15 protein-coding genes and 1 pseudogene are annotated in these 17,554 nt (G+C 73.6%); 13 read left to right on the top strand and 3 right to left on the bottom strand.

The annotated features are described in order from the left end of the window. The first annotated feature begins 186 nt into the window (after positions 1–186). From xseA to ACH4SL_RS18425, 3 genes are all read left to right on the top strand, one after another. Complete coding sequence (xseA, locus tag ACH4SL_RS18435; protein ID WP_398446581.1) at positions 187–1,401, top strand: exodeoxyribonuclease VII large subunit; 1,215 nt, start codon at positions 187–189, stop codon at positions 1,399–1,401. Positions 1,402–1,472: 71 nt separating this feature from the next. Continuing rightward, positions 1,473–1,736 (top strand): exodeoxyribonuclease VII small subunit, encoded by a 264-nt coding sequence (locus ACH4SL_RS18430; protein ID WP_398446579.1) that lies wholly within the window; start codon positions 1,473–1,475, stop codon positions 1,734–1,736. A 162-nt stretch (positions 1,737–1,898) separates the two neighbouring features. After that, positions 1,899–2,492, top strand: a complete 594-nt coding sequence (locus tag ACH4SL_RS18425; RefSeq protein ID WP_398446577.1) for a malonic semialdehyde reductase — start codon at positions 1,899–1,901, stop codon at positions 2,490–2,492. Between the two features lie 90 nt (positions 2,493–2,582). Here the strand turns inward: ACH4SL_RS18425 and ACH4SL_RS18420 are convergent, their stop codons facing one another. Then, positions 2,583–3,134: a DUF4245 domain-containing protein gene (locus ACH4SL_RS18420; protein WP_398446575.1), complete on the bottom strand. Its 552-nt coding sequence runs from the start codon at positions 3,132–3,134 to the stop codon at positions 2,583–2,585. 196 nt (positions 3,135–3,330) lie between these two features. Between ACH4SL_RS18420 and glpX the strand changes: the two genes are divergently transcribed. Then, the gene (gene glpX, locus ACH4SL_RS18415) at positions 3,331–4,371 is read left to right on the top strand and encodes a class II fructose-bisphosphatase (protein ID WP_398446573.1); all 1,041 of its coding nucleotides are present in this window, start codon (positions 3,331–3,333) and stop codon (positions 4,369–4,371) included. Between the two features lie 139 nt (positions 4,372–4,510). On the opposite strand, the gene ACH4SL_RS18410 is transcribed toward glpX, so the two are convergent. Further along, on the bottom strand, positions 4,511–4,864 hold the full coding sequence (locus ACH4SL_RS18410; RefSeq protein WP_031520390.1) for a WhiB family transcriptional regulator: 354 nt from the start codon (positions 4,862–4,864) through the stop codon (positions 4,511–4,513). Between the two features lie 274 nt (positions 4,865–5,138). After that, on the bottom strand, positions 5,139–5,849 hold the full coding sequence (locus ACH4SL_RS18405) for a DUF1707 domain-containing protein (RefSeq protein WP_398446688.1): 711 nt from the start codon (positions 5,847–5,849) through the stop codon (positions 5,139–5,141). Positions 5,850–6,110: 261 nt separating this feature from the next. Between ACH4SL_RS18405 and ACH4SL_RS18400 the strand changes: the two genes are divergently transcribed. From ACH4SL_RS18400 to ACH4SL_RS18360, 9 genes and pseudogenes are all read left to right on the top strand, one after another. After that, positions 6,111–7,766 (top strand): fumarate hydratase, encoded by a 1,656-nt coding sequence (locus ACH4SL_RS18400; RefSeq protein WP_398446570.1) that lies wholly within the window; start codon positions 6,111–6,113, stop codon positions 7,764–7,766. A 138-nt stretch (positions 7,767–7,904) separates the two neighbouring features. Next, complete coding sequence (locus ACH4SL_RS18395; RefSeq protein ID WP_398446568.1) at positions 7,905–8,798, top strand: YhjD/YihY/BrkB family envelope integrity protein; 894 nt, start codon at positions 7,905–7,907, stop codon at positions 8,796–8,798. A 154-nt stretch (positions 8,799–8,952) separates the two neighbouring features. Next, positions 8,953–10,362 carry a class II fumarate hydratase gene (locus ACH4SL_RS18390; RefSeq protein WP_398446566.1) on the top strand — a complete coding sequence of 470 codons (1,410 nt, stop codon included), beginning with the start codon at positions 8,953–8,955 and terminating at the stop codon, positions 10,360–10,362. Between the two features lie 23 nt (positions 10,363–10,385). Next, positions 10,386–11,069 (top strand): annotated as a pseudogene (locus ACH4SL_RS18385) (DUF402 domain-containing protein); the annotation flags it as partial. Between the two features lie 509 nt (positions 11,070–11,578). Beyond that, positions 11,579–12,298, top strand: a complete 720-nt coding sequence (locus tag ACH4SL_RS18380; protein WP_398446685.1) for a class I SAM-dependent DNA methyltransferase — start codon at positions 11,579–11,581, stop codon at positions 12,296–12,298. A 111-nt stretch (positions 12,299–12,409) separates the two neighbouring features. Continuing rightward, positions 12,410–14,509 (top strand): SpoIIE family protein phosphatase, encoded by a 2,100-nt coding sequence (locus tag ACH4SL_RS18375; RefSeq protein WP_398446564.1) that lies wholly within the window; start codon positions 12,410–12,412, stop codon positions 14,507–14,509. 87 nt (positions 14,510–14,596) lie between these two features. Next, positions 14,597–16,048, top strand: coding sequence for a catalase (locus ACH4SL_RS18370; RefSeq protein WP_398446562.1), 1,452 nt, complete (start codon positions 14,597–14,599; stop codon positions 16,046–16,048). A 172-nt stretch (positions 16,049–16,220) separates the two neighbouring features. Next, the gene (locus ACH4SL_RS18365; RefSeq protein WP_398446560.1) at positions 16,221–17,195 is read left to right on the top strand and encodes an SPFH domain-containing protein; all 975 of its coding nucleotides are present in this window, start codon (positions 16,221–16,223) and stop codon (positions 17,193–17,195) included. Positions 17,196–17,208: 13 nt separating this feature from the next. After that, positions 17,209–17,532, top strand: a complete 324-nt coding sequence (locus tag ACH4SL_RS18360) for a hypothetical protein (protein ID WP_398446558.1) — start codon at positions 17,209–17,211, stop codon at positions 17,530–17,532. The last annotated feature ends 22 nt before the right edge of the window (positions 17,533–17,554 follow it).

The following is a 17,554-nucleotide window of genomic DNA, read 5'->3' as shown; positions in this document are numbered from 1 at the left end:
GGCACGTGGGCGCTCGGGGTTTCGCGCGCGGCGGCCCGCGCTCCCGTACGCCGCGGGCCGTGCACCCGTACGCCGTGGCCCGTGCGCCGGTACGCCGTAGGCCCGGGCACCCGTACACCGCGGGCCCACGCACCCGCGCGCCCCGGACGGGGCGGGGCTGTCGGAGGGCGGCGCTAAGGTCGGGGGATGGCTCTCAGCACCTCGGCGGAAGCGCCGATCCCGGTCGGCGAGGTGTCGCGGCTGATCGGCGGGTGGGTCGACCGGCTCGGCGCGGTGTGGGTCGAGGGGCAGATCACCCAGCTCAGCCGGCGGCCGGGCGCGGGCGTGGTCTTCCTGACGCTGCGCGACCCCTCGCACGACATCTCCCTCACCGTGACCTGCTTCCGCGCCGTCTTCGACCAGGTCGCGGACGTCGTCGGGGAGGGCGCGCGGGTCGTGCTGCACGCGAAGCCGGAGTGGTACGGGCCGCGCGGCACGCTGTCGCTGCGCGCGGTGGAGATCCGCCCGGTGGGCGTGGGCGAGCTGCTGGCCCGGCTGGAGCGGCTCAAGCGGCAGCTGGCCGGCGAAGGGCTCTTCGCGGCCGACCGCAAGCGCCCGCTGCCCTTCCTGCCGCAGCTCGTCGGCCTGGTCACCGGCCGTGCGTCGGCCGCCGAGCGGGACGTACGGGAGAACGCGCGGCTGCGCTGGCCCGCGGTCCGCTTCGAGGTGCGCAACGTGCCCGTGCAGGGTGCGAACGCGGTGCCGCGGGTCGTCGCGGCGGTGCGGGAGCTGGACGCGCACCCGGAGGTGGACGTCATCGTGGTGGCGCGCGGCGGCGGCAGCGTCGAGGATCTGCTGCCCTTCTCCGACGAGCAGCTGGTGCGCGCGGTCGCGGAGTGCACGACGCCGGTCGTCTCGGCGATCGGGCACGAGCCGGACTCGCCGCTGCTGGACCTGGTCGCCGACCTGCGGGCCTCCACGCCGACGGACGCCGCCAAGCGCGTCGTGCCTGACGTGCGCGAGGAGCTGGCCCGGGTGCGGCTGGTGAGCGACCGGGCGCTGCGGGTGGTGCGGGGGCTGCTGGACCGCGAGGAGCGCGGGCTCGCGGCGGCGCTGAGCCGGCCGGTGATGGCGCGGCCCGAGCTGATGATCGACGGGCGGGCGGACGAGGTGGCCGACCGGCTGGAGCGGGCCCGCCGCTCGCTGCGGCACGCGCTGGACCGCGCGGACGCCGACCTCTCCCACACCCTGGCGCGGGTCGTCGCCCTCTCCCCCGCGGCGACGCTGCGCCGCGGCTACGCGGTGCTCCAGCGGGCGGACGGCGCGGCGGTCCGCGACCCGGCGGAGGTCGCGGCGGGCGAGGAGCTGCGGGCGCGGGTGGCGGAGGGCGAGTTCGCGGTACGGGTGGCGGCGGACGACTGAGGCGGGGGCTCTTCGCGGGCAGGGGCTCTTCGCGGGCAGGGGCTGTCCGTGGGCGCCCCTAGGCTGGGCGCATGGGAGCTGACCAGGAGACCACCACCGCCGCGCTGGGCTACGAGCAGGCCCGGGACGAGCTGATCGATGTCGTGCGCCGGCTGGAGGCGGGCGGCGCCACGCTGGAGGAGTCGCTCGCGCTGTGGGAGCGGGGCGAGGAGCTGGCGCGGGTGTGCCGGCGCTGGCTGGAGGGCGCCCGCAAGCGGCTGGACGCCGCCCTCGCCGCGGAAGACGCCGAGGAGGCCGCGGCGGAGACCGAGGGGGACGAGCCCGCCGCGGAATGAGCCCGTCCGGGAGCAAAAGGCCTGGTCACGTACCCGGAAGGCGTGACCGGCGTCACAGTTGAGCGCGGAATGGTTGAGTGTTCACGCATGTTGGATCCGGTGTCCCCACCACGGGACACGCGTACCGACTGCTCAGAACGACTCTCCCCCCAGAGGTAAACCATGACGCTCGTACTCGACCCCGCCGCCCAGGACCTGCTCTTCCGCGAGGCCCGCACCGCCAACACCTTCACCGACGAACCGGTGACCGACGAGCAGGTCCAGGCGATCTACGACCTGGTCAAGTACGCCCCGACGGCCTTCAACCAGCAGCCGCTGCGGGTCGTCCTGGTCCGCTCCGCCGAGGCCCGTGAGCGCCTGGTGGCGAACATGTCCGAGGGCAACCAGCCGAAGACCTCCACCGCGCCGCTGGTGGCGATCCTGGCCGCGGACAACGAATTCCACGAGGAGCTGCCGACCGTCCTGCCGCACTTCCCGCAGGCCAAGGACGTCTTCTTCGCCGAGCGCCCGGTGCGCGAGGCCTCCGCGGCGCTGAACGCCTCGCTCCAGGTGGGCTACTTCATCATCGGCGTGCGCGCGGCGGGCCTGGCGGCCGGCCCGATGACCGGCTTCGACGCCGAGGGCATCAACAAGGAGTTCTTCGCCGACGGCGAGCACTCGGTGCTGGCCGTGGTCAACATCGGCAAGCCGGGCGAGGACGCCTGGTTCCCGCGCAACCCGCGCCTGGAGTACGACCAGGTCGTCACCACCGTCTGACGTGCGAGAGGCCCCGTAGCCGTACGGGGCCCCGCAAGCAGCGCCGCCCGCGTTCCCCCGCGCGGGCGGCGCTTCTCCATGTCCAGGGCCCTACTTCTGCGCGCCGCCGCTCTCCTTGACGAGGGCGGCCACCGACGTGACCTGGGAGAGCGGGCCCGTGCCGAGCACCACCGTGGTGTGGTCCTGCTCCTGGTGCACCAGCGCGGTGTAGCGCTTGCTCTTCCACTGCTCCCACTGCACGCCGCCGGCGCTCACCGTGCCCGTGCCCTGCCGCTTGCCGTCGAGCGTGACCTCGGCGATGAAGGCGGCCGCGGCGGCGTTGCTCTGCTCGACGCCGACGTACTCCTTGTCAGTGCTGACGAACCCGAGGTGCCAGGTCACCTTGTGCGGGTCCGTGGCGTCGAAGGTGTCCCCGGTGGGCGTCCAGTCCTTGCCGAGGCCCTCGGGGGCGGCCACCGGGTAGGGGGCCCAGCGCCGGGCCTGCTCCAGCGAGGCGGTGTAGTCGACCTTGAGCGACTTGGCCGGCGAGGCCTTGGAGTCGTGCGGGACGAAGAGGTAGATCACGGCGACGACGACGGCGAGGACCGCCAGGGACAGGAGGAGGTCCTTCACCGTCTTGTTGCCACGCTTGTCTGCTGCCACGCCCCTATCGTCCCCCATGCCCCGACGCGCCCGGACCGCCGGGTCCGCGGCCGGGCGGGGGCGGTGCGCGGGGTGTCCGGCCGGCCACGGCACGTTTGCGCTCATGTGACGGGTGCCCTGCTCATATTCGCGGGCAGCAGGTAGGTTGGCGGCACCCTCAACCACCGGCCGTCCTCGTACAGAAAGGTGCGCTGCGATGACCGAGCACAACGGACAGAACCTGCCTCCCGCCCTGGAAGTGGCACCCGAGGCACCCGACAGAAACCTCGCCCTGGAGCTGGTCCGGGTCACCGAGGCCGCCGCGATGGCCGCCGGGCGGTGGGTCGGGCGCGGCGACAAGAACGGCGCGGACGGCGCTGCCGTCAGGGCGATGCGGACCCTGGTGCACACCGTGTCGATGAACGGCGTCGTGGTGATCGGCGAAGGCGAGAAGGACGAGGCGCCGATGCTCTACAACGGCGAGCGGGTCGGCGACGGCACCGGGGCGGAGTGCGACGTCGCGGTGGACCCGGTCGACGGCACGACGCTGACCGCCAAGGGCATGCCCAACGCGGTGGCGGTGCTGGCGGTCGCCGACCGCGGCACCATGTTCGACCCGTCGGCGGTCTTCTACATGGACAAGCTGGTGGTCGGCCCGGAGGCGGCGGAATTCGTCGACATCACCGCGCCGCCGTCGGTGAACATCCGCCGGGTGGCGAAGGCCAAGGGCAGCGCGCCGGAGAACGTCACGGTGGTCGTGCTGGACCGGCCGCGGCACGACGACCTCGTCAAGGAGATCCGCGAGACCGGGGCCCGTATCAAGTTCATCGCCGACGGCGACGTGGCGGGCGCGATCATGGCCGTACGGGAAGGGACCGGTGTCGACATACTGCTGGGCATCGGCGGCACACCCGAGGGCATCATCGCGGCCTGCGCCGTGACGTGCCTGGGCGGCACGATCCAGGGCAGGCTGTGGCCCAAGGACGACGCGGAGCGGCGCCGGGCGCTGGACGCCGGGCACGACCTGGACCGGGTGCTCACGACGACGGATCTGGTCAGCGGCGAGAACGTCTTCTTCGTGGCGACCGGCGTGACGGACGGCGAGCTGCTGAACGGGGTGCGCTACCGGCGCGAGACCGCGACGACGTCCTCACTGGTGATGCGCTCGAAGTCCGGCACGATCCGGCAGATCGACTCCGTGCACCAGCTGTCCAAGCTGCGCGCGTACAGCACGATCGACTTCGACCGGGCGCGCTGAGCGGATCCCGGCCGCCCGCGCCGGTCGCCGAACGCTCCCGTACGCCCCCCGCGTACGCCCGCCGCACGCACCTCCTGCCCGGACCGGGCCGCTTCGGCCCCGCGGCCCGGCCCTCCGGGCAGGACGTGCGCCGTGGCGTTCAGCCCGCCACGGCTATCTGCTGCGCCGGGCGCTGCAGTTCGACCTCGCGGCGGCGTCTGCGGGCGAGGACGACCCGGCGCTCGGCCGCGGTCATGCCGCCCCACACTCCGTACGGCTCGGGCTGGACGAGCGCGTGCTCGCGGCACTCCAGCATGACCGGGCAGCGGGCGCAGACCCGTTTCGCGGCCTCTTCCCTGGCCAGCCGCGCGGCGGTCGGCTCCTTGGAGGGCGCGAAGAACAGGCCGGCCTCGTCGCTGCGGCACGCCGCGTCGGAGTGCCAGGGCCCGCCCAGGTCACGCGGGTGACCTGGTGGAGTGGTCGGTTCCGTGACGGGCTCGATCGGTTGAAGCACGGGATACTCCTGACGACGGCTCGTGGTCTGCCACGCCTGCCGCCCGCCGACTGCTCCCCGTGCGCGGCGTACGACAGCGGCAGCGCGGCTGCGTGTCCCGTTCCCCTACCCGCTGTACGCGACTTCATGCGCACCGTGTTCACTCATGAGCGCGCCAGAGGACCCCCGCTGACCTGGAGTTGGCGTGAACACGCAGCATTCCTGGCGTACACACGCACCATCCGTCCCGGGTGCCGCGGTCACGGTGCGGGACGGTCCGGCCGCGTCGGCCACCTCAGTCGCCGAGCTGCTTCTTCGTCCAGTCCTTGACCTTCTTGCCGCGCTTGGCCTTCGCCTCGACGCCGCCCCAGAAGGCCACCCCGTCCACCCGCACGACGGGCGCGCCGGGGTCGGGGGACTCGTACGCCTTGATGTCGGAGCCGCCCATGATGCCGATCACGCCGCCGCCGCGCAGCGTCACGTTCTCCGGCAGCTTGATGGTGACGCCGCCCATCACGGCGGTGCAGTGGATGACGAGTTCGGGCGCGGTGAAGGTCGCCTCGGACAGGTCGATGTCGACGCCGCCCATGATCGCCACCGCGGTGATCTTGTGCCCGACGCGCCAGCGGCCCTTGCGCTCGGCGCCGCCGAGGATGCCGACCAGGTTGGGGTTCTCGCCGCCGCCGTCGGAGTAGCCGCGCGAGGCGGCCGTCGGGGCCGCGGCGGGGTGGGCGGCCGCGCCCGCGGGCAGGTCGGCGACGAGGGGCTCCAGTTCGCCCATGGTCTTGGCGGCGTAGACGTGGTCCAGCCGCTCGGAGTGCTCGGCGGAGTCGAGCCGGCCCTCGGCGAGCGCCTCGCGCAGGATGTCGGCGATGCGGTCCCGGTCGGCGTCCGACGCCCGCAGGCCCGCCGCGCCGGAGGCCGCGGTGGCGACCGGGGCGGCCGGAGCCGGAGCGACCGGGGCCGGAGCGGCCGGGGCCGCGGGTGCCGCGGCGGCGGGCACCACGGCGGTCTCGGCGGCTTCCGCCGGCTGCTGTCCGGGCTTCTGGAGCTGCGATTCGTCCACGCGCCCACGGTACAAGGACGCGATAGATCGCGACCACCCCGGGAACAGCCGGAGCCGCCCCCCATCCGCCCCCTAGGGGACGTGGCCGGCAAGGGCCTTCGGGCCTCGGGGTGAGCCGGACCTCACAGCCGGGGGGCGGCCGGGACGCTCGTATGCTGGAAGCGCTTCAGCGACGACGCAGCCGAGTGAGGAATGCCCGACATGCCCGACTTCGAATACACGGATCTGCTCCCCCTCGGCGAGGACACCACTCCTTACCGCCTCGTCACCAGCGAGGGCGTGAGCACCGTCGAGGCGGGCGGGCGCACCTTCCTCCAGGTCGAGCCCGAGGCGCTGCGCCGGCTCGCGGCCGAGGCGATGCACGACATCTCGCACTACCTGCGCCCCGCCCACCTCGCCCAGCTGCGCCGCATCCTCGACGACACCGAGGCCAGCCCCAACGACCGCTTCGTGGCGCTCGACCTGCTCAAGAACGCCAACATCGCGGCGGCCGGCGTGCTCCCGATGTGCCAGGACACCGGCACCGCGATCGTCATGGGCAAGCGCGGCCAGAACGTGCTGACCGGGGGCGGCGACGAGGAGGCCCTCTCGCGCGGCATCTACGACGCCTACACCAGGCTCAACCTGCGCTACTCGCAGATGGCGCCGCTGACGATGTGGGACGAGAAGAACACCGGCTCCAACCTCCCCGCCCAGGTGGAGCTGTACGCGACCGACGGCGGCGCGTACAAGTTCCTCTTCATGGCCAAGGGCGGCGGCAGCGCCAACAAGTCCTTCCTCTACCAGGAGACCAAGGCCGTCCTCAACGAGGCCTCGATGATGCGCTTCCTGGAGGAGAAGATCCGCTCGCTGGGCACCGCGGCCTGCCCGCCGTACCACCTGGCGATCGTGGTGGGCGGCACCAGCGCGGAATTCGCGCTCAAGACCGCCAAGTACGCCTCGGCGCACTACCTGGACGAGCTGCCCGCCGAGGGCTCGCCGGCCGGGCACGGCTTCCGCGACAAGGAGCTGGAGCAGAAGGTCTTCGAGCTGACGCAGAGGATCGGCATCGGGGCGCAGTTCGGCGGCAAGTACTTCTGCCACGACGTGCGCGTGGTGCGGCTGCCGCGGCACGGCGCGTCCTGCCCGGTCGCGATCGCGGTGTCCTGCTCGGCCGACCGGCAGGCGCTCGCGAAGATCACCGCAGAGGGCGTCTTCCTGGAGCAGCTGGAGACCGACCCGGCGCGCTTCCTCCCCGAGACCACCGACGAGCACCTGGACGAGAACGTCGTCCGTATCGACCTCAACCGGCCGATGGACGAGATCCGCGCCGAGCTGACCAAATACCCGGTCAAGACCCGGCTGTCGCTGTCCGGCCCGCTGGTCGTCGCGCGCGACATCGCGCACGCCAAGATCAAGGAGCGGCTGGACGCGGGCGAGGAGATGCCGCAGTACCTGCGCGACCACGCCGTCTACTACGCGGGCCCCGCCAAGACCCCCGAGGGCTACGCCTCCGGCTCGTTCGGCCCGACCACGGCCGGCCGCATGGACGCGTACGTCCAGCAGTTCCAGGCGGCGGGCGGCTCCTTCGTGATGCTCGCCAAGGGCAACCGCTCGAAGCAGGTCACCGACGCGTGCGCCGCGCACGGCGGCTTCTACCTCGGCTCGATCGGCGGCCCCGCGGCCCGCCTCGCGCAGGACTGCATCAAGAAGGTCGACGTCCTGGAATACGCCGAGCTCGGCATGGAAGCGGTGTGGAAGATCGAGGTCGAGGACTTCCCGGCCTTCGTCGTCGTCGACGACAAGGGCAACGACTTCTTCACCGACCCCGCGCCCGCCCCGACCTTCACCAGCATTCCGGTGCGTCAGGGCTCCTGACCCTGCCCGGTGTTCGGCCGTCACCGCGTGATCCGCGCCCCGCGAAACGGGGCGTAAGGGGTAGCGGTGGCGGCCGAGTTGCGTTCGGGGGAGGCGGGCCGGTATCCACAGCGCAGGACGCTGGGAGGATGACGTGCCATGGCCGGTGTGATGAACGCGTGGAGGCGGTCCGCGGCCGGGCGGTTGACGAAGCAGGCGATGCACATCGAGCTGATGCACCGTTCGATGGCCTTCGCCGCGCTCGGCTTCGTGACGCTCATGCCGCTGCTGGTGGTGGTCGCCGCCGCGACGCCGTGGGAGAACCGCCCGGGCTTCGCGCAGTGGGTGGTGGACGGCATGGGGCTCAACCCCGACGGCTCGCACCGGCTGCGCACCCTCTTCGCCGCGCCGAACACCGTGCTGAGCGCGACCAGCGCGTGGAGCCTGGCCTCGCTGGCGTACTTCGGGCTGTCCTTCGTGGCCAGCGTGGAGACCGGCTACCGGAAGATCTGGGACCAGCCGTCCGGGCCGTGGCACCGCGACTACCGGCGCACGGTGTGGCTCGTGGTGCTGACCGCCTATCTCTTCGGCGAGTCGCAGAGCGCCGCGGCGATGGGCAGCACCCTCGCCGAGCGCGGCGCCCGGATCGCGGCGACCTTCGTCCTCGGGGTCGTCTTCTTCGCCTGGGGGCAGAGCTTCCTGCTCTACGGGGCGGTGCGGGTGCGCACCGCGCTGCCCGGGGCGGTCTTCACGATGCTGGGGCTGGCCGGGCTGCGGATCTTCTCGCATCTGTTCTTCGCGCAGCTGATGGTCAGCAACGGCGACGCGTACGGCCCGGTCGGCACCGTCCTGACGGTCGTGACATGGCTGGTCGGCGTGGGCTTCGTGGTCTTCGGCGGCGCCCTGCTGGGCCGCCATCTGCGGGACGTGCGGATCCTGCGGCGCGGCGCCGAGATCCCCCGGCCGCGGCAGGAGGGCTGGCTGGAGGAGCCCGAGGAGGCCGTGCCCGGCGTCCGCTGGCGCTCCGACGGCGCGGGCGGCGCGATCGACTGAGCCCGGCGCCGCCGGGATGCCCCGGCGCGCCCGGCCGGGCCCGCGCCACCGGCGTACGTCCCCCGGCGCGCCCCCGCGCCCCGCGCGTCGGCCGCCCGGTGCGTGCGGCGGGCACGGCGGGAACAAAGGCCCGGAGCGGGGCACTGTAGTAACCATGGACGGACACGGGACGGACAGCGCGGAGGACTACCGCGTCGAGCACGACTCGATGGGCGAGGTGCGGGTGCCCGCGGCGGCGAAGTGGCGGGCGCAGACGCAGCGGGCGGTGGAGAACTTCCCCGTCTCCGGCCGCCCCCTGGAGCGCGCGCACATCGCGGCGCTGGCCCGGATCAAGGCGGCCGCGGCGCAGGCCAACGCGGCGCTCGGGGTGCTGGACGAGGACATGGCCGAGGCCGTCACGGCGGCGGCCGGCGAGGTCGCCGAGGGCCGCTGGGACGCGCACTTCCCGGTGGACGTCTTCCAGACCGGCTCGGGCACCTCGTCGAACATGAACGCCAACGAGGTCATCGCGACGCTGGCGACCGAGCGGCTGGGCCGCCCGGTGCACCCCAACGACCACGTCAACGCCAGCCAGTCGTCCAACGACGTCTTCCCGTCCTCGCTGCACATCGCCGCGACCGCCGCGGTGACCGGCGACCTGATCCCCGCGCTCACCCACCTGGCCGAGTCGCTGGAGCGCAAGGCCGCGGAGTTCGCGGACGTGGTGAAGTCCGGCCGCACCCATCTGATGGACGCCACGCCCGTGACGCTGGGCCAGGAGTTCGGCGGATACGCCGCCCAGGTGCGGTACGGGATCGAGCGGCTGGAGGCGTCGCTGCCGCGGCTCGCGGAGCTGCCGCTCGGCGGCACCGCGGTCGGCACCGGCATCAACACCCCGCCCGGCTTCGCGGCCGCGGTGATCGCCGAGGTCGCGCAGGCCACCGGGCTGCCGCTGACGGAGGCGCGCGACCACTTCGAGGCGCAAGGGGCACGGGACGGCGTCGTGGAGACCTCGGGCCAGCTGCGGACGATCGCGGTGGGCCTGACGAAGATCGCGAACGACCTGCGCTGGATGGCCTCGGGACCGCGTACGGGCCTGGCCGAGATCGCGCTGCCCGACCTGCAGCCGGGCTCGTCGATCATGCCGGGCAAGGTCAACCCGGTGGTGCCGGAGGCGGTGCTGATGGTGGCCGCGCAGGTGATCGGCAACGACACGACGGTCACGGTCGCGGGCGCGGCGGGCAATTTCGAGCTGAACGTGATGCTGCCGGTCATCGCCCGCAATGTGCTGGAGTCGGTGCGGCTGCTGGCGAACGTCAGCCGTCTGCTGGCCGACCGCACGATCGACGGCATCACCGCGGACGCCGGGCGGGCCCGCGAGTACGCCGAGTCGTCGCCCTCCGTCGTCACCCCGCTGAACAGGTACATCGGCTACGAGGAGGCGGCGAAGGTGGCCAAGCGCGCGCTCGCCGAGCGCATCACCATCCGTCAGGCGGTTCTGGACGGCGGCTACGTCGAGCGCGGACTGCTGACGGAGGAACAGCTCGACACCGCGCTGGACGTGTTGCGTATGACACGCCCGTAACGCGTGGTTCGTAAGATCTGTTCATGACAGCCCGAACCGAGAACGGGGCGGCGGCCCCGGCAGGAGACCCGAACGGCGGCCGCTGGGCACCCGGCGACCAGGTGCTCTGGCGCTACCGGGGCAACGGCGCGGACGACGGCTTCCACATCGCGCGCCCGGTCACGGTGGTGCGCGACGACCCGGACGTGCTCGCGGTGTGGATGGCGCCCGGCACCCCGGTGGTGCGCCCGGTGCTCGCCGACGGCACGCCCGTGCACCGCGAGCCGCTCGCGACCCGCTACGTCAAGCCGCGCAGCACGCGGGTGGAGAAGTGGTGGGGCAGCGGCGTGCTGAAACTCGCCCGTCCGGGTGAGCCGTGGTCGGTGTGGCTGTTCTGGGACGAGAGCTGGCGCTTCCGCAACTGGTACGTGAACCTCGAACAGCCGCTGCGCCGCTGGCCGGGCGGGGTGGACTCGGTCGACCACTTCCTGGACATCGCGGTGCGCCAGGACCGCGGCTGGCGCTGGCTGGACGAGGACGAGTTCGCGCAGGCGCAGGCGGACGGGCTCATGCCGCCCGCGCTGGCCGCGCAGGTCCGGCGGGACGGGCAGCGCGCGGTCGAGGCGGTCCGGGCGTGGGGCCCGCCCTTCTGCGACCCCTGGCCCGACTGGCGGCCCGACCCGTCCTGGCCCGTCCCGGCGCTGCCCGCCGACTGGGCCCGCGAGCCGGACGAGGGCGCGGGGCGGGACGACGGGGCGGACACCGGGCAGGGCGGCGGGGACGCGTCCGGTACGCCTGGTCCGTCCGGTACGCCGGACGCGCCCGGCGGCCCCGGCGCGGCGGGCGGGACCGGCGGGCCCGGCGTTCCCGCCGGTCGGGGGCTTCCCGTCCGGCGGGCGAGACGATCGGTGTGAACCCCTTGTTGCGCCCCCGAGCGGCAACCGTAGGATCGTTCTCCGGAGCATCGCAGAAACGCCGATCTCAGCCTAGAGTTTGACGCCGCGTCACCAGTACGCCCGGTGGACGCCGGGCTCCGTATACGTTCCGGGGCTCCGCCCCGGGCGGCCCGGCACCATCGGAACAGCAGTCAGGGAGGCCCTGAGCAGTGGGAAGCGGCGAGGAGCGCGCCGTGCCGGACGGGCACGCGCGCGGCACGCACAGCACCCCGGCGGAGCCTGCCGGCCCGGAAGCGGGCGGTTCCGACGGCGCGCAGGGGACGGGCGGCGGGCTCGACGGGCTGGACGCCCTCGAAGGACTCGCGGCGCTCGACGGCTTCGACGACGGGGAGGGTCCGGACGGCGTACCGGCCGACGACCGCCCGTGGGGCCGCGGCGAGCAGGCCGCGGCCTTCGACGCGATCGGCGACCGCTACGACCAGGCCTTCCCGACCAAGCAGAGCCAGCTGACGGCCGGCGAGTGGCTGGCCGACACGCTGCCGCCCGGCTCCCGGGTGCTGGACCTCGGCTGCGGCACCGGTGTGCCGACCGCGCGCCAGCTGGTGCGCGCGGGCCACCGCGTCACCGGGGTGGACCTGTCCACCGGAATGCTCGCGCTGGCCCGGGAGAACGTGCCGGAGGGCGACTTCTTCCAGGCCGACATCGCCCATCTGCCGCCCGGCCCGCCGCTGGAGCCCGGCAGCTTCGACGGGATCGCCGCCTTCTTCTCGCTGCTGATGCTGCGCCGCTCGGAGATCCCGGGGACGCTGGGCGCGGCCCGCGAGCTGCTCGTGCCCGGGGGCCTGCTGGCGCTGTCCATGGTCGAGGCCGATGTCGACGACGTGCCCATCCCCTTCCTCGGCCACACCATCCGGGTGTCCGGCTACCTGCAGGACGACCTGCGGGAGATCGTCACGGATGCGGGCTTCGAGGTGATCAAGGAGGATGCGTACGCGTACGCGCCGGCCAGCACGGACGTACCGCCCGAGCGGCAGATCTACCTCTGCTGCCGGCGGGCGTGAAACCGCGGCCGCGCCCCGGACGTCCCACACACGCAGGCAGGAACGCCGTACCGATCACCCCCCAGCCCGCCGCGGCCCTCGCGTGGCGCCCAGACGGATGGAAAGACTCGCGTGACCACGGACCCGCCCCGCCCGCCCCGGCCCCCCGCCGCGCCTGCGCCGGACCCGCGCGGCGGCTACAGCCTGCCCGAGAAGCCGGCTGACGAGGCGGCGGAGCCGCGCACCGAACCGCGCACCGGCTCCTGCGGCGACCCGGCGGCCGAGGCCCCCGCCCGCCCGCGCCCGGTGCCGCCGGACGCCGCGCGGCACCGCGGCCACGGCCGGCCCGGCAAGGACGCGGAGGCGGGCGACCCCGGCGACGAGCCGCGGGGCGGCGAGGAGTCGCTGAACGCCTTCGTGAGCACCCCGCCGCGCGGCACCCCCGTCGAAGCGGCCGGCCACCCCGTGGACGAGGAGTCGGGCGGAATGCGCATCCCGATGCCCGCGCAGACCGGGCCCGAGGCCGACCGGCTGCGCTACGTGGGCGCCGCCACCCGGCGGATCGCCCGCGGTGTCGACCTCGACGAGATCCTGCTGGGCCTGTGCCGCTCGGCGGTGCCGGCCTTCGCCGACGCGATCCTGGTCTACCTGCGCGAGCCGCTGCCGGTCGGCGACGAACGGCCGTCGGGGCCGCTGCGGCTGCGGCTGCGCCGCTCGGACGGCGGCCTCGAAGGCCCCGCAGAGCCGGACGACGACCAGCCGGTCGGCGCCTCCCCGCTGCTGCCGTCGCTGGTGCCGGCGACGGATTCCTCCTACGGCGCCGGGGACTCCATCGGCGTGCTGCTCGACGGGCCGCTCGCCGAGGTGCTGCGCGGGGTGCGGCCGGTCTTCGCCGACTCGCTGCGCGCCGCCGACGCGCTCGCCGAGCTGCTCGGCGTCCCGCAGGACGACCCGTCCGCGCTGCCCACCGGCCGCCGCGCGCTGCTCGCGCCGCTGCGCGGCCGCCGCCGGGTGATCGGCGCGGCGGTGCTGCTGCGGCGGGCCGAGCGCAGCCCGTTCGAGACCGACGACCTGCTGGTGGCCGCGCAGCTCGCCACGCACACCGCGCTCGGCGTCGACAAGGCCGTGCTGTACGGGCGCGAGGCGTACATCGCCGACGCGCTCCAGCGCGAGATGCTGCCCGACTCGCTGCCGCAGCCCACCGGGGTGCAGCTCGCCAGCCGCTACCTGCCCGCGGCCGAGTCCGCCCGGGTCGGCGGCGACTGGTACGACGCGATCCCGCTGCCCGGCAGCCGGGTCGCGCTCGTCGTCGGCGACGTCATGGGCCACTCCATGACCTCGGCGGCCATCATGGGCCAGCTGCGTACCACCGTGCAGACCCTGGCGGGCCTGGACCTGGCGCCGCAGGAGGTGCTCTACCACCTCGACGAGCAGGCCCAGCGGCTCGGCCAGGACCGCATGGCGACCTGTGTCTACGCCGTCTACGACCCGATCGCGCACCGCCTGATCGTGGCGAACGCGGGCCATCCGCCGCCGGTGCTGCTGCACGCCGACGGGCTCGCCGAGGTGCTGCGCGTCCCGCCGGGCGCGCCCATCGGCGTCGGCGGGGTGCCCTTCGAGGCCGTCGAACTGCCCGCGCCCGCGGGCGCCACGCTGCTGCTCTACACCGACGGGCTGGTCGAGTCGCGCTCCCGGGACGTGTGGGGCGGTATCGAGCTGCTGCGCGAGCGGCTGCACGACGCCGCGTCCGTCGTCTCGCCGCCGCCGCTGGAGCCGCTGTGCGACGAGGTGCTGGAGATCCTCGGGCCCGGCGACCGGGACGACGACATCGCGCTGCTCGCCGCCCGCTTCGACGGGATCGCGCCGAGCGACGTCGCGTACTGGTTCCTGGAGCCGCAGCCGCAGACCCCCGGCCGGGCCCGCCGCCTGGTCCGCCAGGCGCTGCGCCGCTGGGACCTGGAGGACCAGCTGGAGGCGGCCGAGCTGCTGGTGAGCGAGATCGTCACCAACGCGGTGCGGTACGCCGAGCGTCCGATCACGCTGCGGCTGCTGCGCACCGACGTGCTGCGCTGCGAGGTCGGCGACGACGCCCCGCTGCTGCCCCGGATGCGGCACGCCGCCCCGGAGGAGGAGGGCGGCCGCGGCCTCTACCTCGTCAACCGGATGGCCCAGCGGTGGGGCGCGACCCGGCTGGGCGCGGGCAAGGTGGTGTGGTTCGAGCTGCCGCTGTAGGCGCGCGGACGGGTGCGCTCGGAGTGCCGGGGCGGCGGGAGGGTGCGACGGTGAGGGCAACCCCACCCTCATCCGCGGCGAGGAAGTATGACGAACGTACCCCCCACCACGAACAACGCCGGCATTCCCGTCGAGAGCGACGAGCACTCCCTCACGATCGGCCCCGACGGGCCGATCCTGCTCCAGGACCACTACGCCATCGAGAAGATGGCGCAGTTCAACCGCGAGCGGGTGCCCGAGCGGGTCGTGCACGCGAAGGGCAGCGGCGCGTACGGCCGCTTCCGGGTCACCAACGACGTCAGCCAGTACACCAAGGCCGACCTCTTCCAGCCGGGGCGCGAGACGCGCATGCTGGCCCGGTTCTCGACGGTCGCCGGTGAGCAGGGCAGCCCGGACAGCTGGCGCGACCCGCGCGGCTTCGCGCTGAAGTTCTACACCGAGCACGGCAACTACGACCTGGTCGGCAACAACACCCCGGTCTTCTTCGTCCGCGACACGATCAAGTTCCAGGACTTCATCCGCAGCCAGAAGCGCCGCCCCGACAACGGGCTGCGCGACAACGACATGCAGTGGGACTTCTGGACGCTGTCGCCGGAGTCCGCGCACCAGGTCACCTGGCTTATGGGCGACCGGGGCATCCCGAAGACGTACCGGAACATGAACGGCTACGGCTCGCACACGTACATGTGGATCAACGGCGCCGGCGAGAAGTTCTGGATCAAATACCACTTCAAGACCGACCAGGGCATCGACTTCCTCACGCAAGCGGACGCCGACGCGCTCGCCGGGGAGAACGCGGACGCGCACCGGCAGGACCTGTGGGAGGCCATCGCGCGCGGCGACCACCCGTCGTGGACGTTGAAGGTGCAGGTCATGCCGTTCGAGGACGCGGCGGACTACCGCTTCAACCCGTTCGACCTGACGAAGGTGTGGCCGCAGGGCGACTACCCGCTCATCGAGGTCGGCCGGATGACGCTGGACGAGAACCCGGAGGACTACTTCGTCCACATCGAGCAGGCCGCCTTCGAGCCGTCGAACATGGTGCCGGGCGTCGGCCCGTCGCCGGACAAGATGCTGCTGGGGCGGCTCTTCTCGTACCCCGACACGCACCGCTACCGGATCGGCCCCAACTACGCGCAGCTCCCGCCGAACCGCCCGCACGTGCCCGTGCACTCCTACGCCAAGGACGGCCCGATGCGCTTCGAGCCGAACCGGGTGGGCGCCCCGTACGCGCCGAACTCGTACGGCGGTCCGGCCGCCTCCGCCGCGGCGTACGGCGACATCGCCGGGTGGCAGGCGGCGGGCGACATGGTGCGGGAGGCGTACACGCTGCACCGCGAGGACGACGACTTCGGGCAGCCCGGCACGCTGGTGCGCGAGGTCATGGACGACGCGGCGCGCGACCGGCTGGTCGGCAACGTGACCGGGCACCTCGGCGACGGGGTGAGCGCGCCGGTGCTGGAGCGCGCGTTCGCGTACTGGCGCAGCGTCGACCGGCAGATCGGCGACCGGATCGCGGCGGCGTTCAAGGCCGCCTGACGCCGCTCCCCCGCAGGACCGCAGCCCCGAGGACACGTGCTGACGCCCCGTGCTTCGGGGCTGCACCGCGTCCCGGGGGGGGTGGGCCCGGCTTCGTAATTGTGATATCACTTTGCTAGACCACCGGCCGCGAGACGGCCGGGCACCACCTCGGGACCACAGGGGGAATCCGATGTCAGAGCACAAGCCCTCGGCCACCGGCGCCGACACACCCACCGCACCCGTACCCGGCGCCCCGCCGCTGCTGCCGGCGCCGCGCTTCACCGAACGGCGGGCGCTCGGCATGTCGGGGCTGCCGTTCATGCTCCTCGCGCTCGTCGTCATCGCGGGCGGCGTCGCGCTCATCGCGCTCGGCGGCACCAGCGCCAACAAGGAGCCGAGCGCGGGGGCCACCGCGGTCATCCTGGTCGGTGTGCTGATCGTGCTGTGCGCGCTCGTCACGCTCTTCGGCCTCACCCAGGTCGCGCCGGGCGAGGCGCGGGTGACCCAGCTCTTCGGGCGCTACCAGGGCACCATCCGGCAGGACGGGCTGCGCTGGGTGAACCCCTTCACCCGGCGCCGGAAGATCTCCACCCGGCTGCGCAACCACGAGACGGCCGTGCTGAAGGTCAACGACGCCTACGGCAACCCGATCGAGCTCGCGGCCGTCGTGGTGTGGCAGGTCGAGGACACGGCGCAGGCGGTCTTCGCCGTCGACAACTTCGTCCGCTTCGTCGGCATCCAGACCGACACCGCGGTCCGGCACATCGCCACCAACTACCCCTACGACGCCCACGACGGCGACTCGCTCTCGCTGCGCGGCAACGCCGAGCAGATCACCGAGCAGCTCTCGCAGGAGATCGCCGTACGGGTCGGGTCGGCGGGTGTGAAGATCATCGAGTCGCGCTTCACCCATCTGGCGTACGCGCCGGAGATCGCCTCGGCGATGCTCCAGCGCCAGCAGGCGGGCGCCATCGTCGCCGCGCGGCAGACCATCGTGGACGGCGCGGTCGGTATGGTCGAGTCGGCCCTCGCCCGGATCACCGAGCAGGGCATCGTGGAGCTCGACGAGGAGCGCAAGGCGAGCATGGTGAGCAACCTGCTGGTGGTGCTGTGCGGCGACCGCGCGGCCCAGCCGGTGCTCAACACCGGGACCCTCTACCAGTGACGGAGCACCGAAGGTGACCGAGCCCGGCGAGACGGAGGCGGCCACCGGGGCCGGAGCCCCGGCGGCCGCCGACACCGGGACGGCGGCGGCCGGTACGGGGGCGGCCGCCCGGCGGGCCCGCAAGCAGGTGCTGCTGCGGCTGGACCCGGCCGTCCACGACGCCGTCGCGGCCTGGGCGGCGGCCGAGCTGCGCAGCACCAACGCGCAGATCGAGTTCCTGCTGCGGCGCGCGCTGGGCGAGGCCGGGCGGCTGCCGACGGGGGCCCGGCCGATACCGCGCCGCGGCCGCCCGCCCCGGGCCGCCTCCCCCGACGAACCACCACCCACACCCTCCTGACCAGCAGGTCTTCACCTCAGGG

The organism is Streptomyces sp. NPDC021020 (assembly GCF_044333285.1).
In the GTDB taxonomy this organism is placed as follows: Bacteria; Actinomycetota; Actinomycetes; order Streptomycetales; family Streptomycetaceae; genus Actinacidiphila.
This window is presented reverse-complemented; position numbering and strand designations above follow the sequence as displayed.

Bases quoted from the DNA above. Each gene is read 5' to 3' on its own strand.
- xseA (WP_398446581.1), top strand. From the start codon at position 187: ATGGCTCTCAGCACCTCGGCGGAAGCGCCGATCCCGGTCGGCGAGGTG.
- ACH4SL_RS18430 (WP_398446579.1), top strand. From the start codon at position 1,473: ATGGGAGCTGACCAGGAGACCACCACCGCCGCGCTGGGCTACGAGCAG.
- ACH4SL_RS18425 (WP_398446577.1), top strand. From the start codon at position 1,899: ATGACGCTCGTACTCGACCCCGCCGCCCAGGACCTGCTCTTCCGCGAG.
- glpX (WP_398446573.1), top strand. From the start codon at position 3,331: ATGACCGAGCACAACGGACAGAACCTGCCTCCCGCCCTGGAAGTGGCA.
- ACH4SL_RS18400 (WP_398446570.1), top strand. From the start codon at position 6,111: ATGCCCGACTTCGAATACACGGATCTGCTCCCCCTCGGCGAGGACACC.
- ACH4SL_RS18395 (WP_398446568.1), top strand. From the start codon at position 7,905: ATGGCCGGTGTGATGAACGCGTGGAGGCGGTCCGCGGCCGGGCGGTTG.
- ACH4SL_RS18390 (WP_398446566.1), top strand. From the start codon at position 8,953: ATGGACGGACACGGGACGGACAGCGCGGAGGACTACCGCGTCGAGCAC.
- ACH4SL_RS18370 (WP_398446562.1), top strand. From the start codon at position 14,597: ATGACGAACGTACCCCCCACCACGAACAACGCCGGCATTCCCGTCGAG.
- ACH4SL_RS18365 (WP_398446560.1), top strand. From the start codon at position 16,221: ATGTCAGAGCACAAGCCCTCGGCCACCGGCGCCGACACACCCACCGCA.